At 45.9% G+C, this 15,281-nt stretch carries 10 protein-coding genes; 2 read left to right on the forward strand and 8 right to left on the reverse strand.

Features of this window, described 5'->3' with window-relative positions; all coding sequences use genetic code 11:
- The first annotated feature begins 94 nt into the window (after positions 1-94).
- Positions 95-1,825: a hypothetical protein gene (locus tag AC58QM_RS13700; RefSeq protein WP_497284794.1), complete on the forward strand. Its 1,731-nt coding sequence runs from the start codon at positions 95-97 to the stop codon at positions 1,823-1,825.
- Between the two features lies 1 nt (position 1,826).
- On the opposite strand, the gene AC58QM_RS13705 is transcribed toward AC58QM_RS13700, so the two are convergent.
- The 6 genes from AC58QM_RS13705 to AC58QM_RS13730 all read right to left on the reverse strand — a co-directional run bounded on the left by AC58QM_RS13705 (position 1,827) and on the right by AC58QM_RS13730 (position 9,329).
- Positions 1,827-3,053, reverse strand: coding sequence for an MFS transporter (locus AC58QM_RS13705; RefSeq protein ID WP_497284796.1), 1,227 nt, complete (start codon positions 3,051-3,053; stop codon positions 1,827-1,829).
- 161 nt (positions 3,054-3,214) lie between these two features.
- Entirely contained in the window at positions 3,215-4,468 is a 1,254-nt protein-coding gene (locus AC58QM_RS13710) for an MFS transporter (protein WP_497284798.1), read from the reverse strand.
- A gap of 75 nt (positions 4,469-4,543) precedes the next feature.
- Entirely contained in the window at positions 4,544-5,668 is a 1,125-nt protein-coding gene (locus tag AC58QM_RS13715) for an SGNH/GDSL hydrolase family protein (protein ID WP_497284800.1), read from the reverse strand.
- A gap of 75 nt (positions 5,669-5,743) precedes the next feature.
- Positions 5,744-7,399: an extracellular solute-binding protein gene (locus tag AC58QM_RS13720; protein ID WP_497284801.1), complete on the reverse strand. Its 1,656-nt coding sequence runs from the start codon at positions 7,397-7,399 to the stop codon at positions 5,744-5,746.
- A 113-nt stretch (positions 7,400-7,512) separates the two neighbouring features.
- A complete protein-coding gene (locus AC58QM_RS13725) occupies positions 7,513-8,409 on the reverse strand; it encodes a carbohydrate ABC transporter permease (protein ID WP_497284802.1) in 897 nt (298 codons plus the stop codon).
- Between the two features lie 14 nt (positions 8,410-8,423).
- A complete protein-coding gene (locus tag AC58QM_RS13730) occupies positions 8,424-9,329 on the reverse strand; it encodes an ABC transporter permease (protein ID WP_497285299.1) in 906 nt (301 codons plus the stop codon).
- Positions 9,330-9,807: 478 nt separating this feature from the next.
- Between AC58QM_RS13730 and AC58QM_RS13735 the strand changes: the two genes are divergently transcribed.
- Positions 9,808-10,089, forward strand: a complete 282-nt coding sequence (locus AC58QM_RS13735) for a hypothetical protein (protein WP_497284804.1) — start codon at positions 9,808-9,810, stop codon at positions 10,087-10,089.
- A gap of 330 nt (positions 10,090-10,419) precedes the next feature.
- Here AC58QM_RS13735 and AC58QM_RS13740 read toward each other — a convergent pair whose 3' ends face one another.
- Both AC58QM_RS13740 and AC58QM_RS13745 read right to left on the reverse strand, forming a co-directional pair.
- Positions 10,420-12,714: a helix-turn-helix domain-containing protein gene (locus AC58QM_RS13740; RefSeq protein WP_497284805.1), complete on the reverse strand. Its 2,295-nt coding sequence runs from the start codon at positions 12,712-12,714 to the stop codon at positions 10,420-10,422.
- Positions 12,715-12,845: 131 nt separating this feature from the next.
- Positions 12,846-15,164 carry a glycoside hydrolase family 95 protein gene (locus AC58QM_RS13745; RefSeq protein ID WP_497284807.1) on the reverse strand — a complete coding sequence of 773 codons (2,319 nt, stop codon included), beginning with the start codon at positions 15,162-15,164 and terminating at the stop codon, positions 12,846-12,848.
- Between the last annotated feature and the right edge of the window lie 117 nt (positions 15,165-15,281).

Consider the following 15,281-nt stretch of genomic DNA (forward strand, 5'->3'; position numbering starts at 1 on the left):
TAATTTTGTTAAGGTGCTCTCAGTAATGTCCATGGTCTATTGCTTATTTGTCACTTACAATAAGTAAAAACAGTAAGATGAGGAGCGATTCGACATGACCGTTGATCTTTCATCCGTACATACGAAAGATAGCTATTTGGATACGATGGAGCTTGCTTTCAATTGCTATACACGACATCAGATTGAACACCGCGTGTGCCAAGACGGCAAGACTAGACTCGATTTGCAATCTTACTCTCGCATTTTGACTGTGCTTGGATGCTTAATTTCAGCTGGACGACTACAGGACTTGCAACCCTTGTGGGAGCATATGATGACAGAGAGCTGCCGCGAACTATTGACGTTGAAGCTGGACCCTATCGCTGACTTCTCCATTAAAGAAATCATGCTTGCTCTGCATTTTATGGGACCACGTTGTACAGAGGATGCCAAGGCTGGGTGGCTTGCCATGTTGAGCGAGATCAATCCCTACACGCAATACAAGTTCGTCATTCGGGATGAAGAAAGCAAGCGTCATCTGCATAATATCAACATTTATAACATGGCAGGGGAATTTCTACGGGAGAAGGAAGGCGTGACGGATACGAAAGCCTATTTCCATGAACATTGGCCCACGCAATTGGTTCGTTTCGATGAGAATGGGATGTACCGCGATCCGGGCAATCCCATGTTGTACGATCTAACGACAAGAGTTCAAATTCAACTGCTGCTCGGACTAGGTTATCAAGGGGAGTTCGCCTCAGCGTTAGATGAACAGCTTCAAAAGTCCGGACTATGGACACTTCAACTGCAATCTGCAGCCTTTGAGCACCCCTTCGGTGGAAGGAGCAATCAATTCCTATTTAATGAAATTCTCATCGCCGCGAATGCGGAGTATGAAGCTGTTCGGTATGCTCGATTAGGTGATACTGAACAAGCTGGCGCATTCAAACGAAGTGCACGGCTTGCCATCGCCTCGGTTCAGAGGTGGCTTGTTCAAACCCCTGCACGGCACATTAAGAATTTATATCCGATCGACAGCAAATATGGCACCGAATCTTATGGATTCTATGACAAATACATGATTACGATGGGGGCGTTCTTAAGCATCGCCTATCTGTTTATGGACGATACCATTGCTGAAGCGCCGTGCCCTGCCGAAGTGGGGGGATATATCGTGTCCACCTCCCCATCCTTTCACAAAGTAATTGCGAATGCCGCAGGCTATTCCATCCAAATCGACACTTGTGCTGATTCACATTACGATGCAACAGGTTTAGGCCGCATCCATCGCATTGGTGTTCCTACAGAACTTGGGCTGTCTGTTCCGTTCTCCGCGGGTGACTCGTTCGAGTTACGGGAGGGCATACATCGAAGTTGTATAGCCATCGGTCCTGGCTGGAAACGGAAAGACGGAAGCATTCAATATCTATCCGAGTACTGTGACGAGAAGATTCAGGGCGAACTATCCGTCATCAAGGAATCGCCAGAAAGTGTTCAATTCACAGTGACCTATCACGGCAATTTACAGGGTGTTCAAGCTGTGAAAGAACATTATCTGGTCCATGCCGAAGGTGTCGAGCTAACCGTTGAACTCGTCGAGCCGACATATAATGAACTCTATCTACGCGTGCCGCTGCTTCACACGAATGGCAAGGACATCACGTCCATCACAACGACCGAACACGTCATCCAAGTCGCAATGGATAAGCATGCCTACACGGTTAATTACGAGGGTGAGTTGGATATTAAGCCGGACTTATACGGTAACCGCAATGGGGAATACCAACTCGCCGTCATTCAAACAGATGCATCACGTGCAACGCTGCAGCTACGATTGAGCTGAATCATCCATAACGGGGCTCCGGCTCCGTTATTTCTTTATTATCTTTTTGCATTAAAAAAATAACTGTTCCTATGCACCCGCAGATGGCAGCCGCAATTAATAACCCTGAAATCGGCATGTAATTGGATAGACCGGTACTAATCAAGGGAGCGATAGAGCCGCGAATACCAAACAACATTAAGTGCAGACCGAAAACGACGGCCTCTCTTCCCGGTACAACACGAAAAATATAAGCAAGAATACCAATATCCCAGATCGCATCCCCCATGCCCTGGATTCCGCTACCAATAATGACTGCAGGATAATTCCCGAATATCCCATAAATGCAAGGCACAATCGCGAAAGCCGCCAATCCATAGACCAGCGTTTGCTTCGCAGAGAATCTATCTATCACCCAACCAACAACGAAATACGACACTAATAAACACACATAATAAACCATGCGCGCAACCGCAATTTCACTGTTGTTCAACTGCAACTCTCTGACTTGAATGATCTGATATAGCGGACTCGCCAAGATGTTACCAAAGCCCGTTAATGTCGTTGCTGCAAAAAATATGACCAACTCCCGGTGATTTCTCACAAGCTTGAGCTGTTCCTTAAATGAAGATTTGCGTGCCGATACCGTCGTCGGTAAAGCAATCTCCTTAACACGAGCTAGGGAAAGAATCGATATAACACCTGTAAGGGCCGCAGCAATCAGAGCTCCACTCGGTCCTGACTTATCCGTCCATGAGCCGACTAAGTAAGCAAGTGGAATCATAATGGCTCCCATACCAACACGAACGTAACCCATTAGTCGGCCACGCAATTCAGGCTGATACATACGTGTAACTAGCGCAGGATACGCCGGTGCTTGTATGCCCATTAAAAAGTAAAAAATAATGGCCGTCACAACATAAACGCTGGGAGCACCAAAAAATGCCGGAAGCAACAGGAGCGCTCTGCCAATTAAATTCGGGATGATGACAAAAGGTTTAGGATTCGATTGTTCGATTCTCCCTGCCCAAATTGGGGAGAACAGCAGGCCAATCGCTGGAGCAGCTGCCAAAATCCCGACTTCCAAATTCGTAGCCCCTTGTCTAATGGCAAGTGCGATGTAAAACTGATTAAAGACCACATTAAAGAGACTAAATAAACAGGCTGAACCAAAATCACTATACAAGTTATGCTTAGTTGCCGGGCTCATCTGTAAGCCTAGTTTATGAAACACTTTGTTTGCTAGCATGGCTTTACTTCCCCTCTTGCTTCTCTCATTCTAAGCTCGATATTATCTTCATAATAGCAGGTTTTCCTGTTTGTTTCTCAAAAAGAAAGACTGTGCGGACATACAAAAGAGCTCACCATTCATTAATGGTTGAGCTCTTTATGTCTACACTCATAGATCTATCATGTCTGCCCTTCCAATCTCCGATCCAACATTCCTTGTACGAACCATGTATACACGATATATCCGACCAACAGCGCAATCGCCGTCATTAGGAATGGCCACGCATAGTGATTACCGGCCAAAATATAACCCGCCCAGTAGGACGCAATCGTATTGCCGACACTGCGGGAAACCGTCCGCATACCTGCAAACAAATTGCGATCTTCTTCCGCTACGGCTGACATGCATTGGCTGTCCGTCAAGTTGTTCAACATGGTGAAGCCCGTTCCGCGAATGAGCAGCAGCATCCCGAAGACGGCGGCAGGCATCGCGATGGCCATCAGCCCCACGATGACGATGTTATATAGGAAGAGGAAGATGAAGGTCCTGCGGCCTCCCCATCTATCAACGACATACGGCATAATGATCGAGCCGATGAAGAAGAAGAATCCGGACAAAGCGAGTAAACCTGAGATGCTGCCGTCTTCCATCCCAAATCGGAATTTCAAAATGACGTTCAAGAACGGACTAAGCAATCCGAACGTGAAACCCGAGTTAAAAATAAGCAGAGAAAGCAGCAGCAGAAAGTAGATCGCATGTCTTCGCTTCGGCAGCTCCGAGGACTTTGCTCGTTGACCATCGCTAGCCTTCTCTACACTCTTGGCTTGCTCCATTGTATGAGAAGCAGGCAGCAGTATCCAACGTAATATACCTGAGAGGCCTAAGCAGCCACCGGCAATGAAAAAGGCATATTGATACGTCGTGGTATGCCCAGGCATCCAGTCCGGCAAATAACCACCAAGCCATGTGCCGAGGCCAGTAAACAACGTAAATATGGCGAACAGCAGAGAATACGCACTCGTTTCTTCTTTTTTCGAACGGCAATATTGGAAAATCAATTGAATTTCGGAGTTCACAATTGCTGTAACGCCCAGCGAATAAATAATCTGCGCAGCTGTAATTGCGCCAAGGCTAGTTCCGATCCCGAAAAGAACGAGCGCCAAAAAAGTCAGCAGCATGCCGGTGACGAGCATTGTCTTGCGCCCGACACGCTTCACGATGAAGCCCGCTGGCAGACTGCCCAAGCCAATGGTCAAGGCGCCAAGCGACGTTATTCGGCCGATATCCCCTTTGGAGAATCCTAAATCCAACAGATGCAAGTTAAGAATAAGGCTAAACACGCCTGCTCCGATGCCAAATAGGCTTTCCGTCGCGATGAATCGCTTCACGTTAGGCGATAAATCCCGGAATAAATTTACGATATACGTCCACATAGATGCACCTTTCCTCTTGTTGTTATGTGCTCTATCTTACATGGCGAGGGCACCCAGTTCAATCTTATTTTCCAGTTAGTCGCTACTTAACAATTTCAAAATACGAAGACCCGTGCCCGTGCTGCGCTCATCTTTTCTCCCTGTCGGACGTATTGTGATTCGTCTACTTTGCCGCTCTGAATGCATAGGAAACAACGCCATAATGGGACGATATGCCTTCAAACACCAATCATCAAACAGATGAATGGCTTGAAATGGCTCACCTTCGATCGCGTATTCGAATATCCCCGAGTCAGGCCCGCACAGCACCACAACACCAGCACGCTGCCCGTGCACGGTGAAAGAAAGTGAGGCATCCAGCGTATCTGCGTACAGATGTCGCGTGTCATATCTCCAGTTCATAAGCGGCTCTGATGAAAATTCCTTCCCTACAAAACCTTCCACACTCGTCGCAAAATCCACCCCCAACATGGCTGCGTATTCGTAATTGTCCAGATCTAGAGGTGGCGGCATCCATACTGTATCCATTTCCTTATCTTCCCTCATATCTAGGGCTACATCCAGATACTCCTGGAGAAACCTCGCATATAAGGCATGCCCCGCATCATTCGGATGTACCCGATCTGAAGCAAGATCGTCCCATTGCACTTCGTCTGTCTGCATCAAGCTATATACTCTCGCCGCAAAGTTAACGGAAGGAATGTCATAATAAGATGCGACTTCTTCATGAACAGCTATGTTGAATGGCGTGTGATCAGTCAAATTTTTATCCGCTGCCGTGTAGATATAACAGATATCCGTACGAGGCGATAGTCGCCGGCATTGTCGTACGATCCCTTCCATGCCCTTGATGGATTCGTCGCGATCCAACCCGTCGTTCACACTAAACTCAACGAATAGCAAATCAATCTCACCGTGAGACAAAACATGCTCATGCAATCGGTGAGCACCGAATGTTGACGTCGTTCCACCAACGCCCGCATTGATACACGTCACCTTGTCTGCGGTATAGCGTTGCTTCAAGTAGCTCTCGGTTAAGGCTCGCCAGCTTGTGGTCGTTAAATCCGATGCCCCTGCACCTTCGGTAATCGAACCGCCTATGAAAGCGACGACGATCGATTCGTTGCGAAGTAATTTCTCCTTGAAGTGAGGCAGCCCTCCACGATGATTCACCCACTGGTTAGCCCATGAACTAGTCATATCCTACATCTCCTTTACGAATAAAAAAATCAAGTGCTCTATGTTTGAACATAAAGCACTCGATCTTTAACGATCTTATTTTTTATAGGAAGAACTGTCATACGCTTTTTGCAAAATTTCCAGATAACGGCCAACCTTCAAATTATCCAGTCCTTTCACATAAGCATCCCAATCCTTGTTCAAATCTTTATTTCCTGTAATGAATTGGAGCGCGTTTTGATCGATATAATTTTTGAGATTTGTTTGAAGAATGCTTGCTTCATCCGTTTGTGCAGGATCAACCCATACCGCCCAGACAGGATAAATCTCTTTGGGCTCGTGACCTTGGTATAACAGTGTCGCATTGTACAATCTGCGCTCGTAGTTCGCCGAATCATACACATCTGTTCCTTGAACAATACTGTCTCTGTATTCACTCGGTTGGTAGAAGTGGCCCATGCCGCTCCAACCTGCATTATGAGGTGCTTCTCCTTCTACGGCTGGAATGGACGCCATGAGCGGTTTCACACCTTTACCTAGAGCGACCTCACCCTCTTTGGGTTTTCTCCAGTCGATCCCTTCCATACCTGACGCTGCATTCGTTTGGCCTTCAAACGTAAACATGTAATCAACCATTTTGATCAACGTAATTTGTTCTTCTTTCGTAGCTTTGTTCGTAATGACGAATTTCGCTCCTGGCGTCAGTCCGCCGCCATCATGCGTAGCTAGGGAACCGTTTGGCCCCGTAAGTGGAGGCACCGGATTGTAATCGGCTGAATTCTTATTTCCTTTATCAATGTTTACGAAAATAGCGGGATGCATGCCTGCGCCTACACCAAGAATTTGCGTCCCTGCGTTCTCACCAATCTTCTTGAACGCTTCCGCATTTTGCGTAAATGCTCCTGGATCAATGAGCCCTTCGTCATACAAAGATTTAATATACGCGAGGCCTTCTTTCCACTGTGGCTTATTCGCTGCTGTATCCACTTTGCCGTTCGCCATTGTCAGGTAATTGCGGTCATCATCATAAATGAAACCATTCATGAGAAACGGAATGATATGCACCCCAAAATCTTCCGTAGATCCACTTAGCGGAACTTCATCGGCTTTGCCGTTACCGTTAGGATCACCCTTCTTGAAGGCTTGGAGTACTTTTTTGAAATCCTCAGTCGTTTTTGGCATCTCCATATTTACTTTGGATAACCATTTCGTATTGATCCACATTTTGTTCGGATACGAGCAGTGGAAGCATTGCGTATACGAGCCTAATCCATAAATCTTGCCATCCGGCGCGGTACTAAAGCTCTTCAGTGTTGCGTCTTTCGCCATAGCTGCTTTGATATTCGGAGCATACTGGTCAATTAGATCGTTCAAGGGAATTAAGATGCCTTGCTTCCCGTATTTGAGAATGTCTGCTTGTGAAAATTGATCGATCCAAGCCGTCAACATATAAGAATCGGGATAATCACCGCTTGCCAATGAAATCTGTCTCTTTTCTTTGGCACCATCAAACGGGATAATTTCAAAATTAAACTTCGCATTGAACTTTTCTTCCATGAATTTCGTGAATTTGTTCGTCTTCAAGTCGATCGCTGTATCCTGTTGAGCAAACATGCTGATCGCGACAGGACCACTCGTTGTAGCTCCCGTTGCTGCTGGAGATACGGATGCTGTGTCATCCTTCGAGCATGCGGCTAGAAATAAACTAGACATCATTATTACCAGTAGTGCGCTTACAAGACCCTTTTTCACATGTATCGCTCCCTTTTATCATGCAATTAGTATAACCCCGATCGAAGATCCACTGCCAGCATTACCTGAAATGAATCACCCCTTTCCATGGAATCCACGGATAGATCCGCATCTTAACCTTTTACAGAGCCCACTAACATGCCTTGCACGAAGAAGCGTTGGACGAACGGATAAATAATCAACACGGGCAATGTTGTGACGACAATGAGTGAATATTTCAACGCCTCTGCAAGCTGCTGTCTTTCTACTTGCTTCAAGGCATCTGTTGCGTTCGAACTGTTGTTGAGAATGATAATGCTGCGCAAAATCAACTGCAGCGGGAACAAACTAGCCGATTTGAGATAAATCAAAGCATCGAAGTACGCGTTCCATTGGCCGACAGCATAAATAAGGACAAGAACGGCGATGATCGGTTTCGATAATGGCACGACAACGCTTCTTAGAAATCTGAAGTCACTGCAGCCATCAATTTCACTCGCATCAAACAGTTCATCTGGAATCGCCGATTGAAAGAACGATCTCGTAATAATGACCTGCCACACCCAGATCGCGTTCGGAATGAGCAGGGCCCATCTCGTATCAATCAGTCCCAACTGTTTAACGACTAAGTAAGTTGGAATTAACCCTCCGCTGAATAGCAGCGTAAACGTAATTAACATCATGAGCACATTCTTGCCGAAGAACGTTTTCCTAGAAAGCGGATACGCGATCATAATCGTAAGTACCACACTAATGATGGTTCCAACACTCGTATAAAAAAGTGAATTCGCATAACCAACCACCACTTTCTGGTTATGAATCAAGGTATTGTACCCTTTCAGGGATAGCTCAACGGGCCAAAGCCATACTTTACCGGAAGTGACAGCAGCAGGACTGCTGAACGAACTGCTGATCACGTAAATAAGCGGATATAGCACAACAATGAGGAGAAGGCTCAGAAGTATGTAGACGGTAATTAAGAAAATTCTATCTCCTAGCGAATCTTTCACCCTTGCTTTGATCGTAGACATAGCTGCACTCCTTTTTACCAGATACTATGATTCGAAAATTTCCTAGCCAATCTATTCACAACAATGAGGAGGATCAAATTAATCACTGAATTGAACAACCCGACGGCAGTTGCGAAGCTGTAATTCGCATTCAGCAGTCCCACTTTGTACACATAGGTCGCGATAATCTCCGAATTTACCGTATTCAGTGGATTTTGCAATAAATAAACCTTCTCGAAGCCAATCGCCATCACATTACCGACATTCAGAATAAGGACGACGACAATCGTAGGCAAAATGCCAGGTAAATCAACGTGGATAATTTTCTGAATCCGTGAAGCACCATCTACTTTGGCTGCCTCATATAGAGAAGGATCCACGCCTGCTAAGGCAGCTAAGAAAATGACCGAATAATAACCAGCCGTCTGCCAAATATCCGACCACACATAGATTGAGCGGAACATGCCGGGTTCTCCGAGAAAATTAATCGAATCCATTCCAAAATGATTCATCACCACATTCACGAAGCCGAGTCGAGGTGCCAGAAAGAGCATAATAATGGACACCATTACAACGGTAGATATGAAATAAGGTGCAAAAGAAACGAGTTGGACCAGCTTCTTAAAGCGTTGATTACGTACCTCATTAATCGCCAGCGCCAATAGTATGGGAATCGGGAAGCCGACAATTAACAGGTAACCACTGATAAAAATCGTGTTCTTCACTAATGTCCAGAACAGCGGATTTTCAAAAAACAATTGAAAGTTCTTAAACCCGACCCAAGGACTCCCCCAGATGCCTTTTGTGACATTGTAGTCCTTAAAAGCGAGCACCGCGTTCAGTATCGGATAATACTTAAATAGCAGGAAATATAACGCAGGTGGAATGATGAGCAGATAAAGCTGCCAATGTTTCTTGAAGCTTCGAGTTGCTGCCTCCATGAGGCTAAGTCGACTGCTTTTGATCAGCGATCTCTGACTGGTGACTAGTCCTTTATCCAAAATAAAACCCCCTAAGATCATCTGCCTTATAATGATTGCGCTTTCTTGAGCCTTATTCTAGGGGATAACTGCCCGTATTAGATAGGTACATTTGCGATATTTCACGTACACTTGACGGTAAATCGAGGGTACATCTGTCTTACGAGCATCCCCGGTCGCTCGGTGGGGCTGCGTTAATCCGTACATAGGGTCAACATTTCCGAATAAGGTGCTGCCATAACGCTATATACTCCGCATGGATGATCTACGAAAAAATAGCGTCACGAAATAACGTTATTTCGACTAAATTGATTGAAATTTGGCTATTTGACTGAAATAACGCTGTGTCATAACGCTATTCTTCTGATTTCTGTACCGGAGGAGCAAATAAGATGGTTTCATAACGCTATCTTTGCGAATGAGCTGTTGGGGGGCTCGGATGGCTAGTGTGGATTGGTGGGGCTGGGGGAATTTGGGTGGTGGAGTAGCTAGTGTTGCTGGTGATTTTTGTGTTAGGAGTTACTGGGGAGCAGCTAGTGTTGTTTGTGCGGCTGGAGTTACTGGAGTGGCTTGTGTTGTTTGTGCGGCTGGAGTTACTGGAGTGGCTTGTGTTGTTTGTGCGGCTGGAGTTACTGGAGTAGCTAGTGTTGTTTGTATGGCAGGAGTTACTGGAGTAGCTAGTCTGCCAAGTGTGGCTCGGGTGACTGGTCTATTTCTCTAAAACCCTCCCATTCAAGTCCTCTACTCCTATCAAAAGTGCGTATGAGCACTTTTCCAATGAGATTTCCTCTCCTTTATTGGAAATTGATACAAATAGGCATCAATTTCGAATGATTTCAGGAGATTATGATGAAAAACGGTAAAAAGGTTGCCTATTTGCACTTATTTACTAATATTAACCATAAATGAGCACGAAAGGTTGCCTATTTGCACTTTTAAGAGGCAAGACGGGAGAGTAATCCCTCCAACACTCCGCGCTCCCTCACCTCCACCACCAGCCAACAAAAACCAAAAGGAGCTAAGCGCATCAAGCCGCTTAGCTCCTTTATCTTCATTCCGTCGTAGACTGCCGATACGAACTCGGCGAAACACCCAGCACTCGCTTGAACGCTCTGCGGAAAGAATGCGAGCTGTTGTATCCGACACGCGCTGCAATTTCGTCTACCGTGTACGTATCCCCTTTTAACAAATTAGCAGCTTGATCCATCCTCACTTGCTCCAGATGATCCGATAAATTCATCCCCGTTACCTCTTTGAACAGGTTGGAGATGTATTTCTCTGGACGCTCCACTTTTTCCGCTACGCGGTAGAGATTGAGATCAGGATCACTGTACATTTCACCGATGTATTTCATCACTTGCTCTACGGTTTTATTATGATGATCGTTCTTTTTGGTGGCGATTAATCCGCATAAGGATGCCATAATATCATCGATATCCTGCCGAATCGCATCCATTTCTTCATTCGCCTGAATATCAGCGATGCGATTTTTCACGACCTCGTAAATCTCCGACTCCTGGAATGTTTTCTGATATAATAACTTCAGGAAAGTGCCCTTCATCTCGCCAACAAGCTGATGCTTCATCTCAATGGACAGTTCGCGATTTTCAATGTTTTGGGCAATAATCGCATCCAGAATCCGTCTGGCTTCGTCAAGATCCCCCGCTCGGATTGTACTGATTAAGCGCAGCTCAATATCAAGCGGATAATAATACGTATCGCTTTCCAACCTAGCATCGGAGAACCAGATGACCCCTTTTCGATTCATATGCAAAGCATACTCTAACGCTTGTTTCGCTTGCTCATACGTATGGCTGATCTCCATAACCGTAGTAAATGGATTGCTCATTGCTGCGATGATAGTGATTTTGTACTCAGAAAATAAATACTCAGCAAGCTCATTCAGGATTCGCTCCACTTCTTGATTCGGCATGTCTTCAGCAGACGCTATTCCTTCAAAAATGACCACAACCCGATCTGCACCGAGATCCGTCATATGGACAAGCCAGCCTAGATCCTGCAGCGTCTGTTTCATAATGAATCGCGCCGCACTTAACTCGTTAAGAATCTCAACGTTGTCCATCCCCGAGTATCCTTTAATTTGCAAAATACTTGTATAACCCGTATCCGCCTCCAACCCTGTATTGGCCTGTTCAGCCGCTGCGGCAATCTCTTCTAGTGACCGGAACTCACCGGCTATCAGCCTTTTCAAAAAGGCATCCCGAATTAATGGGAGTTGCCGGTTTAACTCATTTTCGAGACGCTTATTATTAGAAATCATATTCGAGATATTGCCCTGTAGAAAATCGTACTCATTCCGTCCTACCGCTGCATCTTTGCCAAACTGCTCTTTCATCACATTCAGCAGTCTATGCATAGGCGTACTATTGCGGTAAGCTTGCCACAGTCCCACCAACAATCCCACGACAAGAGCGCTGCTTGTCACAGACCAAGTAATATATTTGATTTTATTCGCATTTTCCATTAATACATGTCTAGGAATTCCTGCTCTATAGACCCATCCTGTCGTTTTGGAACGAATCGTAATCACTAGATCATCGCTATAGAATTGACTCTCTTTCATTTGATCGAAACTGGTGTCTGCGGCCAACTTAGCAGCATCCGATTCATTAATGCCAAGTAAACTTATGGTATGCCCCTGGGCATCACTAATGTGAGACCACCCGCCATATTGATTCTTGAGATCCGATAAGAGGCTGGTAATAACCTTTTCATCAATGAGAACAACGACTGTCGCGCGTGCGGAACCACTAAAGCTGTCTAACGGGAGCGATTGGATATACGTAATTACAGAGGTTTGCACACCATTTGTTATAAAAGGCTTCAGCGGTATGATTTCCCTGTTGTGCGTTTGCTCCAAAAGTGTTCGCTTCCACTCATCCGCGGGTAGATCCTTATAACGGAAGGACTGATAGTAACGTTCAGGCTGGAAATAGGAAGACGCCGGCGTTAGGAGCACATTGTAATTATTTAAATAGATATAAAATTGCTGTAAGAAATCATTAGTTTGGCTAAAAGCCTTAATATCATTATTTACTTTCCAAATGCCATATAAATTGACCTTCTCATCCATTCCCTTCTCATTCATGAGAACGCTCAATTCCTGATTCAGCGCCAGCTGCCTCGTGAAGCCTTCTACCTCAGCCATCCTTCGCTCCAAAATATCTTGACTCTTCCGAAGCTGTGTGACGTTATTCTCAATAGATACGGATTGCGTTACGGCAATCGCAGTACGATAGGACATATAGCCAGCAATACTTGGGATTAACAAAATGACGATATAGGAGATCAGAAATTTACGGAATATTCGCGAGAATTTCGGCATGAACCCTATCCCCCTTTTAAAATGAAAGCGTTATCTAAATTGATTTTTATTATACCATTTCTTTTTCTAGATAAAAAAAGGAAAGGCAACTACCCTTATACTGACTGTAGCTGCCTTGGTCTACTTGATATTCAGATGAGATTGATGTTCAACTTTCTATCGATTTGGTACGTGCAGTTGGGCTCCAGAGCGATCTCGACCTTAAGATCTCCATAATGGATAGACGTATGAACTGCTGAGTATGCACGAATTCTCGCCTCGACTAATTCGCAATTCGCCCAAGTCACATCCACCTCTGCGTTCCCTTTTACCCGCAATCCACTAACTTTGCCCGTGTGCCACTTAGCAGGAAGCGCTGGCAAGAAATGAATACTTCCTGCCTGACTTTGGAGCAGCATTTCAGCAATAGCTGCAGTCCCACCAAAGTTACCGTCTACCACACATATATTCGTTTCGGCTCCGGCGATCCCTGCCTTGGAGTAAGTTAACAAATTGTTAAAACACAAATGGCCGATCAAATGCGTGAGATGCTTGTAGGCATTCTCACCATCTTGTAATCTGGCAAAATTCGCCGCAAGTGCGGCTAACGTAAACTCAACGTCCTCTAACGTTTCACGATCCATGCGATTCTCCAGAGTTACCCTTGCTGCAGCACTGAGCTCTGGCGTACCTTCAGGTGTCACCTGGTTGCCAGGATATAAGCTGAAGAGATGGGATAAGTGACGATGGTCTGGCTGCGCCTCTTCATAATCCTCTAACCACTCCTGTAATTGTCCTCTTCTTCCAATCATCAACGGAGGTAATAGGGCAATGGCCGTCTTCAGCTTCTGTTGGAGCTCGATATCCACCTGCAGCAATTCCGATGCTTCTAGGCAAAATGCAAACAAATCGCGCACCAGTACCTGGTCCAGCGTGGAGCCCATGGACAATTGATATTCGCTTCGCTGCGGATCATTTAAATAGAAACTGTTCTCCGGTGAATTCGACGGACCTGTCACTAGCCAGCCATACTGCGGGTGAACCGTCATATATTCGAGGAAAAAGGCAGCAGCCTCTTTCAGAACCGGATACGCCGTCTCTGCGAGAAACGCCTGATCGAGCCCGAATTCATAATGCTCCCGAAGATGCGTAGCAATCCATAAGCCTCCCGTTACGTTAAGCCCCCATGATGTCTCCCAGCCAGGAGACGCGAATCCCCAAGCGTTCGTAAATACGTGAGCAACCCATCCTTCACAGCCGTAAAAATGCTTCGCCGCCGCTCTTCCACTCCCCGCTAATTGCGTTACGAATCGCATTAAAGGAAGATGGCATTCCGCCAAATTGCTGACTTCCACCGGGAAATAATTCATTTGCGTATTGATATCTAAATGATAATCGCAGCTCCATTGCATACGATTGGCTTCACCATCGTTCCATATCCCTTGCAGATTAAGCGGCAACGGAGAATCCGCCCTTGACCCAGCAATAGTTAGATAGCGTCCATATTGATAAAATAAAGCAAATAAGTGTGGATCGTCATCCTGCCCCTGCAGGAATAGTTGTATTCTTTCATCTGTGGGTAGGCTCGAATTCTTGCTTACGCCTAGGTCTAGGTTGACGTTGTCATACAAACGCTGATAGTCCGCCACATGATCCGCTCTCAGCCGTTCATATCCCTTTGCTACGGCGTTCTCTACCTGACGCAACGACTTTGACATCCACTCGTCATCGCTGCGGCCATAATTAGTATTCGCTGCCAAATAGATCACAACGTCGTCAGCGCTGTCTATCCTAATTTGGCCAGTGTCCGGCTCTGCGGACACACTTCCGCCATTGGCGATGACCTTTAGTACACCTTGGCAGCTTACACCGCACTCCCCGTCACTATGCATACGTTCCGTTGCTTGCCCCTCAAAAACAAACGTTTCCTTATCCACTAATGTTGCAGTGAATCGCTCTGTTCTTCCAAGAATACGCAGCGTGAGTGATAGACCGCCGGACTGCTCGCTAAACAATCGTGAGGCTACGATTCCGTCCGGATGCGAAGCCCAAACTTCTCTTGTTTGTCTATGCCCGCCCGAGGTGTAGACTGTCCGCGTGCAAGCGCTCTGAAGATCCAGCTCCCGAACCAGTTGATCGCCTTGCTGATCGAACGTGATGTGAACATCGCACATCGATAAATGCGTGCCGAAGTTCCCTTTCTTTGGCTGCAAAGACTGCTTTGCTAACTCGTCTCCCCGCTTATAATCGCCGGCAAAGAAATGCTCGCGCATTTGTTCCAAATCTGCTTTACCTTTTGATAATTCTGGCAGTGATTCGGGCTTCCCCGACCAATAGGTGATTTCTGTTAAATTCCAGGTTTCATGCTCCACACCGCCGTAGATCATTGCACCCAATCTTCCATTCCCAATGGGTAAACCTTGCGACCAATTTACGCCAGGACGATCATACCATAGCTTCATTTCATTCATATCGCGCCATCCTTATATGTAATAGATAAACGAAAAAGCAACACAATGCCGTGAGTAAAAAGGGGAATCTACGTGCAACCCCCCTTGTAATGATTACGCTTTCTTTATCCTCATTGT

The sequence above is a fragment of the Paenibacillus sp. J22P165 genome (genome assembly GCF_059692015.1).

Coding starts and splice junctions, on each gene's coding strand:
- AC58QM_RS13715 (WP_497284800.1), bottom strand. CDS start 5,668: ATGACTAGTTCATGGGCTAACCAGTGGGTGAATCATCGTGGAGGGCTG.
- AC58QM_RS13730 (WP_497285299.1), bottom strand. CDS start 9,329: ATGGAGGCAGCAACTCGAAGCTTCAAGAAACATTGGCAGCTTTATCTG.
- AC58QM_RS13705 (WP_497284796.1), bottom strand. CDS start 3,053: ATGCTAGCAAACAAAGTGTTTCATAAACTAGGCTTACAGATGAGCCCG.
- AC58QM_RS13710 (WP_497284798.1), bottom strand. CDS start 4,468: ATGTGGACGTATATCGTAAATTTATTCCGGGATTTATCGCCTAACGTG.
- AC58QM_RS13740 (WP_497284805.1), bottom strand. CDS start 12,714: ATGCCGAAATTCTCGCGAATATTCCGTAAATTTCTGATCTCCTATATC.
- AC58QM_RS13700 (WP_497284794.1), top strand. CDS start 95: ATGACCGTTGATCTTTCATCCGTACATACGAAAGATAGCTATTTGGAT.
- AC58QM_RS13745 (WP_497284807.1), bottom strand. CDS start 15,164: ATGAATGAAATGAAGCTATGGTATGATCGTCCTGGCGTAAATTGGTCG.
- AC58QM_RS13725 (WP_497284802.1), bottom strand. CDS start 8,409: ATGTCTACGATCAAAGCAAGGGTGAAAGATTCGCTAGGAGATAGAATT.
- AC58QM_RS13735 (WP_497284804.1), top strand. CDS start 9,808: ATGGCTAGTGTGGATTGGTGGGGCTGGGGGAATTTGGGTGGTGGAGTA.